The sequence below is a fragment of the Martelella sp. genome (assembly GCF_984369615.1).
In genome coordinates this window covers 1-20,801 of sequence record NZ_CFHTCS010000010.1, presented here as the reverse complement: position 1 = coordinate 20,801, position 20,801 = coordinate 1, and the positions used below count along the sequence as shown (strand labels likewise).

Here is a 20,801-nt window from a genome sequence, read left to right as displayed (position 1 = left end):
CCTATGAATTCGAATAATGCGATCGCGCTTTCCAGATTATGCGGCCAGATGAAGCTCCTGACACGGATCATTCAGGCCGGTCTTGCAGCGGGCCTCGCCTATGCGGCCTGGACGGCCTTTGTCCGGCCGGACCGGGTCTCGACCTGGCTTGCCGATGCGCTCGACATTGCCGTCGCCGTGACGCTGACGCCGGCAACGGGGCTGGCGCTTCTCACCCTTTTCGCGCTCTTCGCAGGGCTGCTTTTCTACGGGTTGCAGACCGTCTGGTCGCTGTTCGACAGGCTCCAGCATGACAGTCCATTTTCCCATGAGGTCGCGGCGCTTCTGCGCCGTGCGGGCCTGATCGCGCTGGCCGGGGCCGTTGCCGGCCTTGTCCTGCATCCCGTGGCAACGCTTCTGGCGACGATCGCCAACCCGCCCGGCAGCCGGGCGCTGGCGATCGGGCTCGGCAGCGATCAACTGATGCTGTTCCTGCTCGCAGGGCTGCTGTTCGTGATGGGTCACGTGATGGTGCTCGCCACCGCGATCAACGAAGACTATCAGCGTTTCGTCTGACCCATGCCGATCATTGTCAATCTCGATGTCATGCTCGCCCGCCGCAAGATGCGGGCGAAGGTCCTCGCCGAACATGTCGGCATTACCGAGCAGAACATTTCGCTGCTGCGCTCGGGCAAGGTCAAGGGCGTGCGGTTTGAGACGCTGGAGAAAATCTGCGAGGCGCTCGACTGCCAGCCGGGCGACATCCTCGAATATCAGCCGGAGGACACCGGCTGATCGCCTTTCGCCAACAAAGCGGGAAACGAGACGTCAGAGCCCGATTTCATGCGCATAGGGCGGATTTGCGCCGGCGCGGGAGACGGTGACGGCGGCGGCCCTGGCGCCGAGCGCCAGCGCCTCGGCGATCGCCTCGGGCGCAAGCGTGCGGATCTGCTCCTTGGTCAGGAGACCGGCGATATCAAGCGAGGCCAGAATACCGGCATCGAACGTGTCGCCAGCGCCGACGGTGTCGACCACCGCGACCTTTTCGCTCGGTACCTCGACCTTGTGCTCTCCGGTGTAACCGATCGCGCCGTCCGCGCCGCAGGTGATCACGACAAGGCTCGCCCCGGCCGCAATCCAGTGACGCGCCTTGTCGTCAAGCGAGCCCTCAAGGCCGAACCAGTCGAGATCCTCGTCGGAGAACTTGACGATATCCGACTTCGCCGCCATCCGCTCGATCCGCGCCCGGTGGCTGTCGGCATCGGTGATGAAGGTCGGGCGAATATTGGGGTCGAGCGAGATCACGCGCCTGTCCGCCTCGCGCATCAACAGAGCCTCATAGGTGGAGCCGCAGGGCTCGGGGATGAGGCTGATCGCGCCAAAATGCATCGCCGCACAATCATCGCCGATCTCAGGCAGATCGTCCCCGGTGATCATCCGCCCCGCCGTGTTCTCGTCGTAGAAAGCGTAACTTGCCGAGCCGTTGACCAGCTTGACGAAGGCAAGCGTCGTGGGACGGTCGGAAACGGCGACATAGGAATGATCGACCTTCGACGCATCCAGCTTTTCGCGGATGATGTCGCCCATCAGGTCGGACGAAATGCCGGAGAAGAAGCCCGTCTTGCGTCCGAGCCGCGCAAGCGCGACCGCCGTGTTGCAGACCGCGCCGCCCGCGTAGGGGGCAAAGGCAGGCTCGCCCCTGTCCGTCTCGCGCGGCAGCATGTCGATCAGGGCTTCCCCGCAGCATAGAATCATTCATCTTCTCCCAATTTCTGTAAGGCGTCCGTGCGCCGGGTCGCGGCAGTTCGCCCGCCAACCGAGGCGGGCGTTCCTTCTCCTCAGACGATCAGTTCCTCAAGCCCGCCGCGCGCCCGCGACCAGTCCATCGGATGGTCGAGGAAGGCGCCGACGGCATCGAGCGTCGCCTGATCGGCGAGCCCGTCCTTGCGCGCCACCGCAAGCACGTCCTTCCAGGTGGCGATATGATGAAGGGCAACGCCGCCTTCGCGGAAACGTCTCTCCGCCTCGCCGAAAATCCCATAATAGAACAATGCCATGCCGTGTTCCACCACGCCGCCGGCCGTGCGGATGGCATTGATGAAGTTGAACATGGAGCCGCCGGCCGTCGTCAGGTCCTCGATCACCAACACGCGCGCGCCCTTGGGCAGATGGCCCTCGATCTGCGCGTTCTTGCCGTAGCCCTTCGGCTTCTTGCGGACATAGATCATCGGCAGTTCCAGGCGATCCGCCAGGAAAGCGGCGAAGGGAATGCCGGCCGTCTCGCCGCCGGCGACGCAATCGAACTTTTCGAAGCCCGCATCGGCAAGCACCCGGGCGGCGGCAAAATCCATCAGCGTGGAGCGGATGCGCGGATAGGAAATCAGTTGTCGGCAATCGATATAGACGGGGCTGACCAAGCCGGAGGCAAGCTTGTAGGGCTCGTCCGGCGAAAAGTGAACGGCGCCGATTTCCCACAGCATGCGCGCCATCAGATCGCCCATCACCGCGGGCTCCGCGAAACTTGCTCTGCTCATCTCAACAATCCTCTTGTGCTGCGGCTTTTCGGAATGCGGGGAGGAGGCATCCCTGAAAAGCCCTCTTGCCGGCGCGCATATCCGCCGACGGCCGCCCTCAGTCCAATTGGACAATCGGGCGTGAAAAATCAATCGCCGCAAATCTGTTTCAACAGAGCCGAACGGCTGACCGGCACAGCATAGCTGAACCGGTTCCACCCGCAATGACGGATATTAAATCGTTTTGAAAATCTTTGTGGCGGCGTTACGGGCGCGCCTAGACTTCCATGGAATAGCCCGCGCCGCGCACGGTGCGGATCACATCCGGCATCTGCGAGAAGTTGAGCGCCTTCCTCAGTCGACCGACATGCACGTCGACGGTACGCTCGTCCACATAGATGTCATGGCCCCAGACGCCGTCGAGCAACTGCGCGCGGGAAAACACTCGGCCGGGCGATGTCATCAGGAATTCGAGAAGCCTGAACTCGGTCGGACCGAGGCGGACTTCGCGCGCCTTACGGTGCACCCGGTGGGTCTCGCGGTCAAGTTCGATATCGCCGCATTTCAGCACGCTGGAGAGCACTTCCGGACGCGCGCGCCTCAAGATGGCCTTCACCCGCGCCATCAGCTCCGGGGTGGAGAACGGCTTGACGACATAATCATCGGCGCCGATCGCCAGGCCCCGCACCCGCTCGCTCTCCTCGCCGCGCGCCGTCAGCATGATGATCGGCAGGCGTTCGGTCTCCGGCCGCATTCTCAGGCGGCGGCAAAGCTCGATGCCGGAAACGCCGGGCAGCATCCAGTCGAGCAGAAGCAGATCGGGCACGCGCTCCTGTAGCCGGATTTCGGCTTCGTCGCCGCGCATGATGGTTTCGACCTCATACCCCTCGGATTCGAGATTGTAACGCAGCAGAACGCTGAGCGCTTCCTCGTCTTCGACAACTGCGATTTTCGGAACCATAGGACGTATGTCTCCCTTGTATTGACTGGCTTCAGAGATCGTCGGACCCGACGGCCGGGGAATTGTCGTCCTTGGGACGCTCTCCCTGCGGCTGGGAGCCGGTTGCAATGTAATAGATCATCTCGGCGATATTGGTGGCGTGGTCGCCGATGCGCTCGATATTCTTGGCGCAGAACAGAAGATGGGTGCACGAGGTGATGTTGCGCGGATCCTCCATCATGTAGGTCAGAAGCTCACGGAACAGCGAGGTGTAGATCGCGTCGATTTCATCATCGCGCTCGCGGATGGAGCTCGCCTTGTCGGCCTGGCGCGAGGTGTAGGCGTCCAGCACCTCCTTCAATTGCAGGAGCGCCAGTTCCGACAGGTGCTCGATGCCGTGGGCAAGCTTGCGCGGCACACCGGAACCCTGCACCGAGATCACGCGCTTGGCGGTGTTCTTGGCCATGTCGCCGACGCGTTCGAGATCGGAGGCGATCCGGATAGCGCCCATGATTTCGCGCAGGTCCGCCGCCACCGGCTGGCGCCTTGCGATGACGACGACTGCCTTTTCGCCGATCTCGCGCTCCGCCTCGTCCAGCACAAGGTCATCCTTGATCACCTTTTCGGCAAGCTCGGTATCGGTGTTGACGAGCGCCGTCACCGATTCGCTCACCATTTCCTCCGCCAGACCGCCCATCTCGGAAATGCGGCGCTGGAGATATTTCAGTTCGTCATCGAATGCCGTCAGAATATGCGATGGAGCCATGACTGTTCCTTCCTTGGCGTGAGCCTGCGGCAACCGCCCCTCAGCCGAAACGTCCCATGATGTAATCCTGGGTGCGCTGGTCCGCGGGATTGGTGAAAATCGTGTCGGTGTCGTTCTCCTCGACCATATGGCCGAGATGGAACATGGCCGTGCGTTCGGAAACGCGCGCGGCCTGCTGCATGGAATGCGTCACCATCACGATGGTGTAGTTTTCCTTCAGTTCGGAGATCAGTTCCTCGACGCGGGCGGTCGCGATCGGATCCAGCGCCGAGCAGGGTTCGTCCATGAGGATGACCTCCGGACTGACGGCAATGGCGCGGGCAATGCACAGCCGCTGCTGCTGGCCGCCGGAAAGGCTGGTGCCCGGCTCATGAAGCCGGTCCTTGACCTCGTTGAACAGGCCCGCCTTCATCAGGCTGGTCTCGACGATCTGGTCGAATTCGCTGCGGTGGCGGGCCAGCCCGTGGATGCGCGGGCCATAGGCGACATTCTCGTAGATCGATTTCGGAAACGGATTGGGGTTCTGGAACACCATGCCGACACGCGCCCTGAGTTCGACCACATCGATCCCCGAGGCATAGATGTCCTCCCCGTCAAGCGTGATCATGCCGGTGACGCGGCAATTGTCGATCGTGTCGTTCATGCGGTTGAGCGTGCGCAGAAAGGTCGACTTGCCGCAGCCGGACGGGCCGATCAGCGCGGTGACCGCGTTTTCGCGGATGTTGAGACTGACATCGAACAGCGCGCGCTTCTGTCCGTAGTAGACGGACACCGCCCGGCCGGCCATCTTGTATGTCGTGTTGCTCATTGTGTTTTTCCAAGTCTTTTCACGGTCGGGTTCCTCATGGCCTATCTGCGCCGCTCGAAGCGCCGCCTCAGGATGACGGCCGAAATATTCATCAGGATGAGGAATGCCAGCAGCACGATGATGGCGGCGGAGGTGCGTTCGACAAAGGCGCGCTCGGCTTCGCCCGCCCACATGTAGATCTGAACCGGAAGCGCGGTTGCCGGATCGAGCGGGCTCGCCGGATAGTCCGCGACAAAGGCGACCATGCCGATCAGAAGCAGCGGCGCCGTCTCCCCAAGCGCCTGGGCGAGGCCGATGATCGTTCCCGTCAGGATGCCGGGCATGGCCTGCGGCAGGACGTGGTGAAAGACAGCCTGCATCTTCGAAGCCCCGACGCCGAGCGCCGCCGAACGGATGGAAGCCGGCACGGCCTGCAGCGCCGCGCGGGTGGCGATGATGATCGTCGGCAGGGTCATCAGCGTCAGCACCAGCCCGCCGACGAGCGAGGCCGAACGCGGCAGTCCCAGGAGACCGATGAACACGGCAAGGCCCAGAAGGCCAAATATGATCGAGGGAACGGCCGCAAGATTGTTGATGTTGATCTCGATGATGTCCGTAAACCGGTTCTTCGGCGCGAATTCCTCGAGATAGATCGCCGAGGCCACGCCGATCGGCAAGGCCAGAAGCAGGACCACGCCCATCATGTAAAGCGTCCCGACAAAGGCAACGCCGATGCCGGCGGATTCGGGCCGGCTGGACGCACCATGGGTGAAGAAGCCGGTATTGAAGGATTTCTCCATGAGGCCGAGCGCCTCGAGCCGATCCATCCATTCGAGCTGGCGATCGGAGACGCGACGGCTCGTCTCGGGCACGGACAGGTCGATCTGCCCCTTGTAGGCCGAATCGATGTCGGCCGACGCCAGAAGCCGCACATTGACCGTCTCGCCGATCACCGAGGGATCTTTCAACACGACGTCGCGCAATTCCACCCGGCTCGAGCGGGAGATCATCCGCATCGCCGCGCGCATTTCGGGACCGTTTGCCGGGCTGATTTCCAGCGTTTCGGCGAGCGCCGCCTCGACCAGTTCGGGATAGTCCGCCGTCAGCAGCAGGCGGGAATCGTCTTCCCGCGCGCCCTCGGGATCGATGACGGCGGCATCAAAGGTGATCGGCAGCGTGATTGTCGTCTGCTGAAAGGCCGTATAGCCCTTGCCGATAACGGAAAACAGAAGCGCCGCGAGGAAGAAGATTCCGGCCGAGATCGCGAGCACGCCATAAAGGCGAAAACGGCGCTCGGCCGCATGGCGGCGCTTCAGCCCCTTGCGTCGGGCTTCGGCCAGTTGCCGGCGATCCTCTTTCCGTTCGGTCGCGGTGCTGAATGTCTCGGTCATTCATACTGCTCCCGGTATTTGCGCACGATATAAAGCGCATAGACATTGAGGCAGAGCGTGATCACGAACAGGGTGAGGCCAAGCGCGAAGGCAACCAGCGTCTGCGGCGTATCGAATTGCAGGTCGCCCGTCAGCTGGTTGACGATCTTGACCGTCACCGTCGTCATCGGCTCCAGCGGATTGATCTGCAATTGCGCGGCGACGCCTGCGGCAAGCACCACGATCATCGTCTCGCCGATGGCGCGCGAGGCCGTCAGAAGCAGCGCCCCGACGACGCCGGGAAGCGCTGCCGGCAGGACCACGCGCTTGATCGTTTCCGACCGCGTGGCGCCGAGGCCGAGCGAACCCTTGCGCAGGCTGTCCGGCACCTGACTGATGATGTCATCCGACAGTGATGAAACGAAGGGGATGAGCATGATGCCCATGACCAAGCCGGCCGTCAGCACCGACTGCGCCTCGATGAAATTGCGGTAGCTGCCGGTGAAGAGCCCGTTCAGTTCCGCCGAGATGTCGCGCAGCAGCGGACCGACGGTGACGAGCGCGAAGAAGCCGTAGACGATGGTGGGGATGCCCGCCAGCACTTCCAGCAGCGGCTTGGTGACCGAGCGTAGCCTGGCGCCTGCATATTCCGACATGTAGATCGCCGCATAAAGCCCGACGGGCACGGCCACCGCCATGGCGACGAGGGAAATGTAGAGCGTGCCGGCCAGCAACGGAATGAGGCCGAACTGCCCGGCAGAACCGGCCTCGCCGGCCGCGGCAAAGCGCGGATCCCAGACCGTGCCGAAAAAGAAGTCGGCCGGCGGCACGGCCGAGAAGAAGCGCAGCGTCTCCGTCAGCATCGACAAAACGATGCCGACGGTCGTCAGGACCGCGATCGTGGATGCCAGAAGCAGGACCGCGAGCACCACCTGCTCGACCCGCCTGCGCGCGGCAAAGGCAGGGCTGACGGACCGATAGGCAAGTCCGAGCGAGACCAGCGCCACGGCGAGCACAGCCGCAGCCATGGCAGCGTTTGACCGCGCCGAAAGCGCGTTGAGCCTTTCGGCCGAAGCAAGAACAAAGGGCCTCGGCGAAGCGGCAAGCGGAATGCCGCGCTCGGCCAGCACGGCGCGCAGTACGCCGGCATCCTCGTGAACCCGCGCCCGGGCATCCTCCGGCAATTGTCTCAGGCCATAGGCAACGGAGGTGACCGAATTGTAGACCAGGGTCTGCGCCGCCTCCGGCTGCTCCTTCACGCTCTCTGGAAAGCCGGAGCGGATCTCCGACCCGATGATGAGCGGACTTGCCACCATCCACGCGGCCATCACCACCAATGCCGGGATGACGGCGGCGATCGCTGCGAGGCTTGCGTGATGGGCAGGCCTTGAATTCAGCCGCGCGAGGCGCGAACCGGCGAGCGCATAGGCCTTCGCCCGCGCCGAGAAATAGCCGGCGACGCCAAGCGCGAGCACGAGCGCCAAGATGATCAAAAAGACGTGCGTCATATCGATCCAGACCGTCCGGGCAATTCCGGACATTGATTGCGATTGCCCCCGGCTTGCGGATGGCAACCGGGTGTTATTGCAGCGCCGCCTCGAAGCCTGCCAGCATGTCGGCGCGTTGCCGCTCCGACGCTGGCACGAGGCCATATTCGGCCAGCGGGCCATAGGGGCCGGCCATCGCGTCCGAGAGGAAGAATTCGACATAGTCCTTCAGGCCCGGAATCGCGCCCACATGCGCCATCTTGACGTAGAAGAACAGCGGCCGCGACACAGGATACTCGCCGGATTCGACCGTTTCGGCTGTCGGCGTGACGCCGGAGATCGTGGCCACGTTCAGCTTGTCGGCATTGTTGTCATAAAAGGACAGGCCGAACACGCCGAGGCTCGTTCGGTCGGACACAACCCGCGCCAGCGTCTCGGTATAGTCGCCGTCGATGCCCGGCGCCCGTCCATCCTTGCGCACGGCAATGCAACGGTCAATGCCCTGCTTTGCGCCGAAGTTTTCCTCGAGAAAAGCAAGCGCGCCCGCCTGTTCGCAGCCGACGCCCAGCACCTTTTCCTCGAAGACTTCGCGCGTGCCGTGCTTCTCGCCGGGAATATAAGCCTTGATCTCGACATCGGGCAGCGCCGGGTCGATCTCGGGCCAGCGCGTATAGGGGTTCTTTACGAGCTTGCCGTCTATCACGAGTTCGGCGGTCAGAGCCCGATAAAGATCGAGCGGCGTCAGGTCCATGGCGGGCATCGAGACGTCGGTGGCAAAGACGATCCCGTCATAACCGAAGGGGATTTCGGCGATCCCGGTGACGCCGTTGGCCGCGCAGGCAGCGATCTCGCCCGGACGGATCGGCCGCGATGCATTGGCGATATCGATGCTGCGCGGACCGACGCCCCGGCAGAATTCCTTGAGACCTGCCGAAGAGCCGCCGGATTCCACGATCGGGGTCTTGTAGTCGGGAAATATCTCGCCGAAACTCTCGGCAACGATCTTGGCGTAGGGCAGAACGGTCGACGAACCGGCAATCTGGATCTGATCTCGCGCTTGCGTCGGACCGCAGGCAAGAAGCGCGGCAAGAACCGCAGCGGCCGACATTACGATTAGCTTCATGACGCATCCCTTGCGGGTTACATGTTTGCATCGTCTCAAGCGACGCCTGGTCCGCTTCCGTCGCGAACCGCCGGAACCGGACAGCCCGGTTTTATGTCATTTTTGATTCAGTTTTATGACAGTTCAGCCTATTGTTTTTATGACGTTTTTATTAAACGACGGGGCCGTCAGAATCGCACCGTGAAGGTGGTGCCCCTGCCGACCGCGGATTTGACCACCAGCCGCGCGCGGTGGCGGGTGAGGATATGCTTGACGATCGCAAGCCCCAGCCCCGTGCCCTTCTTCGAACGGCTGTCGGCGACCGAGACCCGGTAGAAGCGCTCCGTCAGGCGCGGAACGTGTTCGGCGGGAATGCCAGGGCCGTAATCCACGACGGAGACCTCCGGTCCGCCGTTTTCGGGCGCATTGAGATAGACGTCAACCCTGCCGCCATCGGCGCCGTACTTGCAGGCGTTCTCGATCAGGTTCTCGAACACCTCGACCAGTTCGTCATTGTCGCCGTTCACCGTCACCGGCGCCTCCGGCAGGAACAGGTTGATGGCGACATCCAGTTCCTCGGCCAGCGGCAGAAGGCTGTCGCGCACATGTTCGAGCAACGCGTTCAGCTTCACCTTCTGGTCCGGAGAGAGATGCGCCTTGGCCTCGAGCCGCGAAAGCGACATCAGGTCGTCGACAAGACGGCTCATGCGCGTTGCCTGGTCGAGCATGATCGGCAGGAAGCGCTCCTGCGCCTTGGCGTCGTTCTTCGCCGGCCCCTGCAGCGTCTCGATATAGCCGCGCAGCGAGGCCAGCGGCGTCCTCAGTTCATGGCTCGCATTGGCAACGAAATCGGAGCGCATACGGTCGATCCGCCGGGCCTCGGAAATGTCGCGCAGCACCAGCATGAAGACCGGCTTGCCCCCCTCGGCGCCAGCAACGGGAGCAACCCTGACGAGATAGACGCGTTCCGACGGCAGGCGCTCGGAATATTCGATCTGGTTGACGCGGTTGTTCGCGAGCGTATCGCGGATGACGTCGAGAACGCCCGGCGCGCGCATGCGGGCGGAGATATGCGATCCGAGCGGGAAACTGCCGAATGTGGCCCCGGCCGCGCGGTTCTGGAACAGCACGGTTCCGTCCGCGGCAAGAAGATAGACGGCAAGATCGATCTCGTCGAGAAACCGCGGCAGGTCGCCGAAATCCGCCCGGCCCTCGCCGGGCGCCGAAGCCTCTTCCGGCACTTTCGCCTCGCCGCCGGCGGGCACGGCCCCGATCAGGGCGGCAATCGAAACGGAGAGCCAGCCGACGGCCGCCGCAACCGGCGGAGCAAGGCCGAAAAAGACGGCGGAAACGGCGGTGACGGCAGCAACCAGAAGGACAAGCCGCGCGGCCAGCGCCCGGGCTGCAATCGCCCTAACCGTCTCTTCCAGCCTTTTCACCTGATTCCCTCGCATTCTCCGCAAGAAGCGTTGCATATACGCCTTTTGTGACAGGAATATTCAACGCCGCATATCTTCAGTCAGCGAACTGCGCCCGGATGGCGAAAATGTCGAGCGGCGCACCGGCGCCGCTGAGATCGCTCGAGATCATCAGTCGCGTCGGCAGAACACCGCCCCGGCCCGGATCGAGACGGACCACAAGGCTCTCGCGATGGGCGCTCGGGGTGAAGCGATGGCGCTGACAGCCGTCGATCGTGCCGTCGGCGCAGTAGATGCCGACCTGCTGTCCGCCGCCGTCAGGCGCGAGCACGCTGACCTCGACCAGCACCGGACCTTCCTCCAGCATGCCCCTGACCGCCGTCGGCAGGGCCACGGCGACCGCGCCGGCATCGCCCGTTGCCCGTGACGCGATCTCGACGGCCGGCGCGCTGTCGACCGTGACGCTCTCCATTGTCGCCGCAGACCCGGGAACAAGACTGTTTGCGCCGCCCGGCTGGAATACGCTCGTCCAGCTGGATGCGCCTTCGAAGTCCTCCGCCTCGATCAGCGGCGCGGGATTGGGCACGGCGGTGTCGAGTGTATCGGGGTTGAGGGCGAAATTGGATGTGACGACCCACCAGCCGCCGAAAAGAAGGAAGGCGAGCACGACGACCCCGATCAGCGCCCGGGCGAAGAACCCGCGCCTGCGGGACGGCCGCTCCGCCCTTTCCGACCGGCGCGCCTTTTCCCTTTTCTTCGGGCGTTTCGCCTTCGAAGCCTTCAGCGTCTTGCCGACCGGCCGGCGCTCCTCGGTTACGGCCGTGAGATCATCGATGGCCGAAAACGCTGCCGCGTCGAGATGCCCGCTCTCCTTGCGGTCCTCCGGCGAGACGGCAAAATCGGCCTCGGTGAAATCGGCGTCCCTTCTGATTTCGGGTTCCACGACCGGACTGGAGGGATAATCGAAATGGGCTTCCGGTTCTCCATGCAATGCCATGTCATCGAGCCCGGGCGCGTCCGGCGGCTCGGGCTCGAACGAAGGTTCCCGCCCTTCCGGCGGTTTGGGGGCGGCGCGGTGGCCGGGGCTTTCCGGCACACGGCCGACGGCAAAGGGATCGTCAAAGACATCAGGCCGGGGCTGACGCGCCGCGCGCGCATGCCGAGCGGCTTCCGCCTCCTCCCGCTCGATTGCGGTGATGATCTCGTCCAGGCGGCGACGCTGGCGGCCGATCGCCTTGGTCTCCGTGATGCCCTGCTTGGCCAGCCCGCTTTCCAGCGCCTGTCGCGCGGACTGATAGATCCGCGCCCGCTGGTTGGCATCCTCCCTGTCGGTGCTCTCCAGCGCTTTCCTGATGGCTTGTTCCAGTCCGCTCACACTTTCATCCCGTCACGTTTCATGAGGCACTCAAAACGCTATTGACAGTGTTTCCCCCGTCCGATCAAGGCAAAATACCGAATGCCGCCTGCAATGAAGCAATCCTCCCGCCGGCCGGAGAACAACGCGCCACGACTGCAAAGCGTTGCAAAAACGCGGGAAAAATGTCTCCCTTGCGGACAGTGTGCCGCATCATCGGCATGGGGACAAAGCCCGAGGGAACAATGTCGCAAACTTTCCGCCTCGATGACCTGATGCAAATGGCCCGCACGGAAGGCCGGATTGTGGCCGAGGACGCTGCAAAGCGCATGGGCGTGACGGTACAGACGATAAGGCGCGACCTGCTGAAACTCTCTGAAGCCGGCAAGCTTACCCGCGTCCACGGCGGCGCCGTGCTGGCGTCGGGCACAAGCAATATCGGCTATGCCGACCGGCGCGAACTCAACACGGCGGAGAAAGAGGCGATCGCTGCCGCCTGCGCCGCGGAAATCCCCGACAATGCCGCGATTTTCATGAATATCGGCACGACCACGGAAGCCGTCGCACGCGCCCTTATCGGCCATCGCGGCATTCTTGTGGTCACCAACAACATCAATGTCGCCAACACGCTTGTCGCCAATCCGGAGTGCGAGATCGTAGTGGCCGGCGGGCAGCTTCGGCGAACCGATGGCGGTCTGGTGGGCACGCTTGCCAACCGCATCGTCGAGCAGTTCAAGTTCGATCTCGCCATCATCGGCTGTTCGGCGCTGGACGCTGACGGCGACCTTCTCGACTTCGACATGCTGGAGGTCGGCGTCAGCCAGACGGCGATCGCGCGGGCGCGCAAGACATTCCTTGTTGCCGACCACACGAAATTCGCCCGTTCGGCCCCCGCCCGGATCGCCTCGCTCGCCGATATCGACACCTTCTTCACCGATCGTCCGCCTGAAGCCGGACTGGCCGCCCGCTGCAAGGCGTGGAACACACAGATCGTGGTTGCCGGCTGAAGCTTCTCCTTCCGCGCGGCCGCAAAACGTCCGCCGCGCCTTCCCGAACGGAACAAACAGGCCCCTGCCCGCTTTGTTCTCGGGAAGAGCGGCCCTGCCGGCCGGATGAAACGCATGCCATCGGAAACCGAAAGCTGCCGCACCGCCAGCCCCGGCCGGTCGCGGAGCCATGACGCGGAGCGCGAGATTTGATGACGACACTGAAAGGTCTGACATGGAACCATCCGCGCGGTTTTGCGCCGCTGGAGGCCGCTGCCCGAGCGTGGCGGGCGCAAACCGGCACATGCATCGAGTGGGATACGGACAGCCTGCAGGATTTCAGCACTGTTTCCGTCGCGGCGCTGACGCGGGACTACGACCTCCTCGTCATCGACCACACGCAACTGGGCCATCTGACCCGCGACAGATGCCTGCTGCCGCTGCAAATTGAAGGCCGGGAAAGCGCGCGCCGGGAAATCGAGGCCGGCGCCATCGGCCAGACCTGGCGCGCCTACCATTTCCGGGGGCAGCAATGGGCCTTTCCGATCGATGCCTCGGTCGAAGTCATGGCCTTTCGTCCCGACCGGCTCAGCCGGCCACCGGCCGACTGGCAGGCGCTCGTGGATCTTGCCGAAGACGGCAAGATCCTGCTGCCGCTGGGGTCGCCGCATGCGGTGATGGTGTTCTTCACCATCGCAGCCGGCCTCGGCACACCCTGCCGGGCGGAAGAGGAAGGGCCGCTGATCGACGAGGATGAGGGCATCGCCGTTTACGAGCACCTTGCGGAACTGGCAAGCCTCGTGCCGGAGGACAATCTGGCGGCCGACCCCGTCGCCGTTCTGGAAAGGCTCTCGGGAGGCGACACGGATGCGGTCGCGGCTCCCTTCATCGCCGGCTACCGGAACTACGCGACCGAGGGTTTTCGCGCCAACCGGCTTGCCTTCGCCGACGTTCCCTCGATCCGGGGCGACGGCGTCGCCGCCTCGGCGCTCGGGGGAACCGGCATCGCCGTATCATCCGCTTGCGGTCATCCGGAAGAGGCGATCGACTTCTGCCACTGGATCGCAAGCGGTCCGGTCCAGTCCTCTCTCTACGCCGACGCCGGCGGCCAGCCCGCCCACGCCGCCGCCTGGAACGACGAGAGGGTGAATGCGGCCTCCGGCAATTTCTACCGCGACACGCGCGGCGCGCTCGAACGCGCCTTCTGCCGCCCGCGCCACGGCGGCTACGTCCGCTTCCAGCAGGAGGCCTCCGACGTCATCATCGAGGCGCTGCGCACCGAAGCGCCTGCGATCGCCGTCATCGGCCGCCTCAACAAGCTCTTCGAGGACAGTTTCGTAGCTGCGCCAGCGGCCGCAGTCTAGGCGGCGCCATGCATGCCGCCGATCGCTGTGTTTGCAAACGTCAAGCGATGGCCTCCTTGCTCCCCGGGGCAGCCATTTTCAGGGAATTTCATTCGACCGGCGATTTTTGATTTACGTACATCATTCTTCGCGCTATAGTCCGCCCAACGAGGACCGCAAAGGTCTCGGACGGGGCCGTTCGGCTCCGGCGAGGAGCGAAACAGACCAGGCGGACAATATGCGCCCCACCGTACATGATATCGCTGCAGAGGCAGGTGTGAGCCTTGCGACCGTTGACCGCGTGATGAACGCACGTCCGGGCGTCAGGGAAAAGACCAAGGTCAAGGTGGAGCAGGCGATCGAAAAGCTCGGTTATGTGCGCGATGTCGCGGCCGCCAATCTTGCCAAGGGACGGACCTATCCCTTCACCTTCATTCTGCCCTGCAACGAAAACGCCTTCATGGGCGAGTTGCGCGACGCCGTGCTGCAGGCCAATGAGCGCGGCCGCATCGAGCGCACGCAGATCACCATTGTCGACGTGCCCGCCTTCGACGCCGAGGCGCTCGCAGAGGCCCTTGTAGCAACCGGCGAGAGCAATCCGGCCGGCATCGCCGTCGTCGCCATCCAGGCCGATCCGGTGCGCGAGGCCGTGCGCAAGCTGACCGACCGCGGCATTCCCGTGGTCACCCTCGTTTCCGATCTGGAAGACAGTACCCGCGATCATTACGCCGGCGTCGACAACCCCGCCGCCGGTCGCACCGCAGCCACCCTGCTGGGGCGCTTTCTTTCCAGGCAGAAGGGGACGATCGGCGTGCTTGCCGGCTCGCTCTCCGTGCGAGATCACCAGAACCGCTTTTCGGGTTTTTCCGAGATCATGGCGGCGCATTTTCCGGAGCTTTCCATTCTGCCGCCGATGGAGGGACGGGATGATTCGGCGCTCGCCCGCAAACTGGTTTGCGAAGCGGTCGAGGCCCATCCGGACATGATCGGCCTCTACAGCCTCGGCGCCGGCAATCGCGGCCTGATCGCGGCGCTGGAAGAGGCCCGTACAAAAGGCCGCGAACTCGTCACCATCGCCCACGAGCTCTCCGCCCATTCGCGCGAGGCGCTCGAAACCGGCCTCTTCGACGTCGTCCTCAACCAGGATGCCGGCCATGAGGTCAGAAGCGCCATCCGCGTGCTGAAAGCCAAGGCCGACGGCCTGGAGGTGATCGCCGCCCAGGAGCGCATCCGTATCGACATCTTCATCAAGGACAATCTGCCGTGAACAGGAAGCTGATCACAACAAGGGAGGAAAGACATGTATCTCGGGCTTGACCTCGGCACCTCCGGCCTCAAGGCCATGCTGATCGACGAGAACCAGAAGGTGATCGCCAGCGCCGACGCGCCGCTCACCGTCCAGCGCCTGCATCACGGCTGGTCGGAGCAGAACCCGGCTGACTGGATCGCCGCCTGCAAGATTGCCGTCGGCCGCCTCGCAGAACGCCATCCGGCCGAGCTTTCCGCCGTCAAGGGCATAGGCCTTTCCGGCCATATGCACGGCGCAACGCTGGTCGATACGGCCGGCGAGGTATTGCGGCCTTGCATCCTTTGGAACGACACCCGCTCCTATGTGGAGGCCGCGCAGCTCGACGACGACCCGCGTTTCCGCGCGGTCACGGGCAATATCGTCTTCCCCGGCTTCACCGCGCCGAAGCTTGTCTGGGTCAGGAAGAACGAGCCGGAGATTTTCGCGAAAGTCGCGAAGGTGCTTCTGCCGAAGGATTATCTCCGCTTCTGGCTGACCGGCGAATATATCTCCGAAATGTCGGATTCGGCCGGCACCGCCTGGCTCGACACGGCCAGGCGCGACTGGTCGGACGAATTGCTGGCGGCAACCGACCTTCGCCGTGAACAGATGCCATCCCTTGTCGAAGGATCGGAAGCGGGCGGCGCACTGAAACAGGCGCTGGCGTCGGAATGGGGCATGACCGGCCCGGTCGTCGTGGCCGGCGGCGCCGGCGACAATGCGGCCTCTGCCTGCGGCATGGGCACGGTTGCAGACGGCGCGGCTTTCGTCTCGCTCGGCACGTCCGGCGTGCTGTTCGCTGCCAATGATCGCTACAGGCCGAAACCTGAAAGCGCCGTCCATGCCTTCTGCCACGCCCTTCCCGGCACCTGGCACCAGATGGGCGTGATCCTGTCGGCCACCGACGCCCTCAACTGGTACGCCAAGGTGACCGACAAGAGCCCGGCCCAGCTTTCGACCGAGGTTGGCGACACGCTTCAGGCGCCGGGCGATGTGACCTTCCTGCCCTATCTTTCCGGCGAGCGCACGCCGCACAACGACGCCGCCATTCGCGGCGCCTTCATCGGCCTTGCGCATGAAAGCGACCGCTCGGCGATGACCCGCGCGGTGATGGAAGGCGTCGCGTTTGCGCTGCGGGACAATCTCGAGGCTTTGCGGTCCGCCGGCACCGAGCTTTCCCGCATCACCGCCATCGGCGGCGGATCGCGTTCGCGCTACTGGCTGAAAGCGGTGGCAACCGCCCTCAACCTGCCGATCGACATTCCCGCCGACGGCGATTTCGGCGCGGCCTTCGGCGCTGCCCGTCTCGGCCTCCTGGCTGCGACCGGCGCCGATCCGCTCGCCGTCTGCACCCCGCCGGAGACGGCGGAGACCGTTGACCCGGAGACGGCCCATACGGCTGCCTTCGAGGAGGCCTATCAGCGTTTCCGGGCGCTGTATCCGGCCATCAAGACCCTTTCCGGAGAATGATGCGAAGAGCGGGCGCCCGGCTGCACGCCCGGCCCCCGCGCCCCCGCGGACAATGACAACCCCAACAGGGAGTATCCAAGATGAGCACCGGCTTTTTCGGCGACATCGCCAAGATCCAGTATGAAGGCCCCGAGAGCGAAAACCCCTTTGCCTTCAAGCATTACAATCCCGACGAAATCGTCATGGGCAAGCCGCTGAAGGACCATCTGCGCTTTGCCATCGCCTATTGGCATTCACTGGCCTGGGAAGGCGGCGACCCCTTCGGCGGCCGCACCTTCGACCGTCCGTGGTATGACGGCGCCATGGACAAGGCGAAACTGAAGGCCGATGTCGGCTTCGAACTGTTTTCCCTGCTCGGCGCGCCCTTCTACTGCTTCCACGACGTCGATGTCCGCCCGGAAGGCGTGAACTTCGCCGAAAACACGAAGAACCTGAACGAGATCGTCGATTATCTCGGCGAAAAGCAGGAGGAAACGGGCGTCAAGCTTCTCTGGGGCACGGCCAACCTCTTCACCCACCGCCGCTTCATGTCGGGCGCCGCGACCAACCCGGATCCGGACGTCTTCGCCTTCTCCGCAGCAACCATCAAGACCTGCATGGACGCCACCAAGAAACTCGGCGGCCAGAACTATGTCCTTTGGGGCGGCCGCGAAGGCTACGAGACGCTGCTCAACACCGACATGGGCCGCGAACTCGACCAGATGGCGCGCATGCTGCACATGGTTGTCGAGTACAAGCACAAGATCGGCTTCGAGGGCCAGATCCTTGTGGAACCGAAGCCGCAGGAACCGACCAAGCACCAGTACGACTATGACGTTGCCACCGTCTACGGCTTCCTCCAGAAGCACGGCCTGGAAAAGGAAGTGAAGGTCAATATCGAGCAGGGCCACGCGATCCTCGCCGGTCACACCTTCGAACATGAACTGGCGCTTGCCCGCACGCTCGGCATTCTCGGCTCCATCGACATGAACCGCAACGACTACCAGTCCGGCTGGGACACCGACCAGTTCCCGAACAATGTTCCGGAAATGGCGCTGGCCTATTACCAGGTTCTGCTCGCAGGCGGCTTCACCACCGGCGGCACCAATTTCGACGCGAAGCTGCGCCGCCAGTCGATTGACCCGGCAGACCTGCTTTACGGCCATATCGGCGGCATGGATGCCTGCGCCCGCGGCCTGAAGGCAGCAGCGAAGATGGTTGAAGACGGCGCCCTTTCGAACCCGCTCGACGAGCGCTATGCCGGCTGGGAAGGCGAAACGGCGAAGAAGATGCTTGCCGGCGAAATGACGCTGGAAGACATCGCCGAAATGGTCGAAAAGGACGGCATCAACCCTCAGCCGAAATCCGGCCGCCAGGAATATCTGGAAAACATCGTCAACAAATACGTCTGAGGACGGTGGCGCAACGATGCGAAGAAAGGCCGGGGCGCAAAGGCGCCCCGGCCTTTCGCTAGACCGCGTCTGGCGGCGACGTGCCGGTGACACGGGCAAGCCAGAGTTCCCGCTGCCCGGCTTCGGGAGGCGGGTCAATCGCGATGCTGGTGCCGTCGTTGATGCGTTTTCGGAAGATATCGGCGCGCTCCGGTTTCGCCCGAACTATGCCTCTCTCCCGCAGTGCTTTCAGCTCTGATCGCGAGATGTCGAGCGCCGCGGCCAGCAGGCGGTCGAGGCGCTGGCTCACCGGTAGCGGGGCCGCCAGAAAGATCTCCAGGCGCGTGAAGTCCGGGGCTTCCGCCAGCACCGCGCGCTCGATGTCGACGTCGTCGGATTCATCGATGCGCCGGGTTTTCCGCCGCAGTGCAGCAAGGTTGAACGCCTCCCTCCGCACGCATTCCGGGTCGTTGGCGCGCAGCGCCTCCAGCACGGCGGGGGCGATGTCGCGGACATTCTGCCGTTCGAAAATCGGCCGGTTCCATGTCCTGTCGCAGGACGTGCATTTGTAGATGAGCCAGGCATCGAGCCTGCGGCCATTGGCGTTGAGCCGGACCTTGCCGCTTGAGTGGAAGGGGCGGGGCTCCCCGCAGCCGCCGCAGGTGATCCAGGGCTGCGGCGCGGTGAGGGGCGTTATGGTCCACCGGACCTGAAGTAAGTTGCACATTTCGTCTTGGTCTTCCGTTCGGAAGTCCACCAAGAGGGTGCAGGAGAAAACCCTTGCGGGCGCGGCATGGCGATGTCGGGGGTGGCTGAAGAGCACAGGGCAGCGGACTGCCTTTGGCACATGGGAAACAATGCCAGACCGGTCTCTTGCCGCCACCCGATGGACATAACAATACGCCGGCAGCCTGTGGCCGCCCGGCAGTACGGGTGAAACTGGGTCGAGACCGGGATTACTTAGGCAAACTGGACCTCTATGCGCCAATGCTCTTCGGCAGCGAACCTAGCAGACCGGGCCGAACGTGGCGAGCCTGTCGCTGCAACCGAAAGCCGAAACCGGCGCGCTGCGGCTATTCTGCAACGACACCCAGTTGCGGCCGCAACGCCGCAGGTTTCAGAGCTTCGGCCCGCCGAGCCCGGTGATCCTCAGCGCGCGCGCGTCCGCGGCAAGGATCATGTCAATCTCCGCCTCCAGTGCGTCACGATCGTCCGGTCCGCTGAGCATGCGACCGGCGAGGCGATCGAAACGGCCGCGGGAAATGTCGGCAATCAGGGTCGCGGCCCGCGACGGCGGGACATTGACGCCATCGTCGAAAAGCTGCTGGATACCCGGCAGAAAAGTGCGGCCGGCCTCGGTATTGAGCTGCATTTCCGTCATCGTCGTGCGCACCAGGCCCGGGTCGACGGCAAAGGCGAGCACGCCGCCGGAGGACGTCGTGTCGTTCAGGCATTCGGTAAATCGCATGATGCCGGCTTTGCTCGACGCATAGCCGGAGCCATGGGGAAAGCTGGTGCCCGTACCGCCGCCGACAAGATTGACGATGCGGCCGCGCCCCCGTTCCAGCATCGCCGGGGCGACCGCCCGGCAGGTATGGAAACATCCGCGCAGATTGATCTCCACGTCGCCCCACCAGTCGTCGGGGTCGCATTCCCAGATCGGACCGAAGGCGCGAAACGAGCCGTGATTGTTGATCAGGCAGTCGACCGGGCCGAGTTCCGAGGCGATGGTTGAAAATGTCGCCTCGACAGCGGTCCGATCAACGAGATCGACTGCATAGGCTTTCGCCTGGCCGCCTTCGCGCGCGATCAGCGCCGCGGTCTCCTCGATCTGAGCAGCGGTGCGCGCAAGGACGGCGACCTTTGCGCCGGCGCGGGCCTGGTGCAAGGCAATTTCGCGCCCGATGCCGCGACCGCCGCCGGTAACCACGGACAGTGTTCCCTGAAGATCGGCCATCTTGTTCCTCCCCTGAATGGCTGGACCGCCATGTCGGAGCCCTGAAGAAGGCGGCGGCTTTACAATGTGAGGGGTGCAAGTCTGGCCGACAGCCGGCGGCAACGCAAGGCTTTACGCCTCCACCTCGACATCCGACAGCGGGCGCGAGCAGCAGGCGAGGATATAGCCTTCCTCGATCTCGTCATCGAGGATGCCGCCATTGTGCTGCATGTCGACCTTGCCGGACTTGCACAGGGTGCGGCAGGTGCCGCAGATGCCGCTTTCGCAGGCGGCGGGAATGCGTACGCCGGCATTGCGGGCGGTCTGCAGGATGGTGAAACCGGGCTGGACTTCCGCCGTGACGCCTGATTCGGCAAACGCGACGGTGAACAGCTTATCCTCGTCGCCGCTTTCGCCGATGAAGACGGCCGGCCGCGGCACTTCCGGCTTGAAAGTTTCCTGGAAATAGTTGTTTTCCATGTCGAAACTGGAACTTTCAAGCGATTCCCTCACCGTTGCCATGAACGGATCCGGCCCGCAGCAGAACACCGTCCGCTCGAGAAAATCCGGTACCAGAAGCGCGATCTTGGCGCGGTCGATGAAGCCTCGGAGCCCCGACCAGAGCTGAGTGCGTTCAAGCTCGGTGACGATGAAGCCGAGATTGAAGAACGGCATGTAGCGCGCCTTGTACT

Annotated in this window: 20 protein-coding genes; 7 read left to right on the top strand and 13 right to left on the bottom strand. The window is 63.8% G+C overall.

The features are described 5' to 3' along the window. Positions 1-3 precede the first annotated feature (3 nt). Together AC5DC2_RS01995 and AC5DC2_RS01990 are read left to right on the top strand one after the other, a co-directional pair. Positions 4-555, top strand: a complete 552-nt coding sequence (locus tag AC5DC2_RS01995) for a DUF2975 domain-containing protein (protein ID WP_491697315.1) — start codon at positions 4-6, stop codon at positions 553-555. Between the two features lie 3 nt (positions 556-558). Continuing rightward, complete coding sequence (locus AC5DC2_RS01990; RefSeq protein WP_024707696.1) at positions 559-774, top strand: helix-turn-helix domain-containing protein; 216 nt, start codon at positions 559-561, stop codon at positions 772-774. A 33-nt stretch (positions 775-807) separates the two neighbouring features. On the opposite strand, the gene AC5DC2_RS01985 is transcribed toward AC5DC2_RS01990, so the two are convergent. From AC5DC2_RS01985 to AC5DC2_RS01940, 10 genes are all read right to left on the bottom strand, one after another. Then, a complete protein-coding gene (locus tag AC5DC2_RS01985) occupies positions 808-1,734 on the bottom strand; it encodes a carbohydrate kinase family protein (protein WP_491697314.1) in 927 nt (308 codons plus the stop codon). An 83-nt stretch (positions 1,735-1,817) separates the two neighbouring features. Continuing rightward, positions 1,818-2,513: an orotate phosphoribosyltransferase gene (locus tag AC5DC2_RS01980; protein ID WP_491697313.1), complete on the bottom strand. Its 696-nt coding sequence runs from the start codon at positions 2,511-2,513 to the stop codon at positions 1,818-1,820. A gap of 256 nt (positions 2,514-2,769) precedes the next feature. Beyond that, on the bottom strand, positions 2,770-3,453 hold the full coding sequence (phoB, locus tag AC5DC2_RS01975; RefSeq protein WP_024709144.1) for a phosphate regulon transcriptional regulator PhoB: 684 nt from the start codon (positions 3,451-3,453) through the stop codon (positions 2,770-2,772). Positions 3,454-3,484: 31 nt separating this feature from the next. Beyond that, positions 3,485-4,198 carry a phosphate signaling complex protein PhoU gene (gene phoU / locus AC5DC2_RS01970; RefSeq protein ID WP_024709145.1) on the bottom strand — a complete coding sequence of 238 codons (714 nt, stop codon included), beginning with the start codon at positions 4,196-4,198 and terminating at the stop codon, positions 3,485-3,487. 40 nt (positions 4,199-4,238) lie between these two features. Beyond that, positions 4,239-5,006, bottom strand: coding sequence for a phosphate ABC transporter ATP-binding protein PstB (gene pstB, locus AC5DC2_RS01965; RefSeq protein WP_491697312.1), 768 nt, complete (start codon positions 5,004-5,006; stop codon positions 4,239-4,241). Positions 5,007-5,047: 41 nt separating this feature from the next. After that, positions 5,048-6,376: a phosphate ABC transporter permease PstA gene (pstA, locus tag AC5DC2_RS01960; RefSeq protein WP_491697311.1), complete on the bottom strand. Its 1,329-nt coding sequence runs from the start codon at positions 6,374-6,376 to the stop codon at positions 5,048-5,050. Further along, positions 6,373-7,863: a phosphate ABC transporter permease subunit PstC gene (gene pstC / locus AC5DC2_RS01955; RefSeq protein ID WP_491697321.1), complete on the bottom strand. Its 1,491-nt coding sequence runs from the start codon at positions 7,861-7,863 to the stop codon at positions 6,373-6,375. Before pstC ends, pstA begins: the two co-directional genes overlap by 4 nt. Before the next feature lie 73 nt (positions 7,864-7,936). Beyond that, positions 7,937-8,965 (bottom strand): substrate-binding domain-containing protein, encoded by a 1,029-nt coding sequence (locus AC5DC2_RS01950; RefSeq protein ID WP_491697310.1) that lies wholly within the window; start codon positions 8,963-8,965, stop codon positions 7,937-7,939. Positions 8,966-9,132: 167 nt separating this feature from the next. Further along, positions 9,133-10,398, bottom strand: coding sequence for a phosphate regulon sensor histidine kinase PhoR (gene phoR / locus AC5DC2_RS01945; RefSeq protein WP_491697309.1), 1,266 nt, complete (start codon positions 10,396-10,398; stop codon positions 9,133-9,135). A gap of 61 nt (positions 10,399-10,459) precedes the next feature. Continuing rightward, complete coding sequence (locus AC5DC2_RS01940; RefSeq protein ID WP_491697308.1) at positions 10,460-11,737, bottom strand: hypothetical protein; 1,278 nt, start codon at positions 11,735-11,737, stop codon at positions 10,460-10,462. 224 nt (positions 11,738-11,961) lie between these two features. Here AC5DC2_RS01940 and AC5DC2_RS01935 point away from each other — a divergent pair, with 224 nt between their 5' ends. From AC5DC2_RS01935 to xylA, 5 genes are all read left to right on the top strand, one after another. After that, positions 11,962-12,723: a DeoR/GlpR family DNA-binding transcription regulator gene (locus tag AC5DC2_RS01935; protein ID WP_491697307.1), complete on the top strand. Its 762-nt coding sequence runs from the start codon at positions 11,962-11,964 to the stop codon at positions 12,721-12,723. 191 nt (positions 12,724-12,914) lie between these two features. Next, positions 12,915-14,066: an extracellular solute-binding protein gene (locus tag AC5DC2_RS01930; RefSeq protein WP_024709153.1), complete on the top strand. Its 1,152-nt coding sequence runs from the start codon at positions 12,915-12,917 to the stop codon at positions 14,064-14,066. Between the two features lie 217 nt (positions 14,067-14,283). Beyond that, positions 14,284-15,312 carry a LacI family DNA-binding transcriptional regulator gene (locus tag AC5DC2_RS01925; RefSeq protein ID WP_024709154.1) on the top strand — a complete coding sequence of 343 codons (1,029 nt, stop codon included), beginning with the start codon at positions 14,284-14,286 and terminating at the stop codon, positions 15,310-15,312. A 33-nt stretch (positions 15,313-15,345) separates the two neighbouring features. After that, on the top strand, positions 15,346-16,803 hold the full coding sequence (gene xylB, locus AC5DC2_RS01920) for a xylulokinase (RefSeq protein WP_491697306.1): 1,458 nt from the start codon (positions 15,346-15,348) through the stop codon (positions 16,801-16,803). An 80-nt stretch (positions 16,804-16,883) separates the two neighbouring features. Then, positions 16,884-18,194, top strand: coding sequence for a xylose isomerase (gene xylA / locus AC5DC2_RS01915; RefSeq protein WP_491697305.1), 1,311 nt, complete (start codon positions 16,884-16,886; stop codon positions 18,192-18,194). A gap of 58 nt (positions 18,195-18,252) precedes the next feature. Here xylA and AC5DC2_RS01910 read toward each other — a convergent pair whose 3' ends face one another. The 3 genes from AC5DC2_RS01910 to AC5DC2_RS01900 all read right to left on the bottom strand — a co-directional run. Further along, a complete protein-coding gene (locus AC5DC2_RS01910; protein ID WP_491697304.1) occupies positions 18,253-18,900 on the bottom strand; it encodes a DUF1062 domain-containing protein in 648 nt (215 codons plus the stop codon). A gap of 390 nt (positions 18,901-19,290) precedes the next feature. Then, positions 19,291-20,130: an SDR family NAD(P)-dependent oxidoreductase gene (locus AC5DC2_RS01905; protein ID WP_491697303.1), complete on the bottom strand. Its 840-nt coding sequence runs from the start codon at positions 20,128-20,130 to the stop codon at positions 19,291-19,293. 111 nt (positions 20,131-20,241) lie between these two features. After that, positions 20,242-20,801: 2Fe-2S iron-sulfur cluster-binding protein (locus AC5DC2_RS01900; RefSeq protein WP_491697302.1), on the bottom strand; the 560-nt coding region annotated here is incomplete at its 5' end.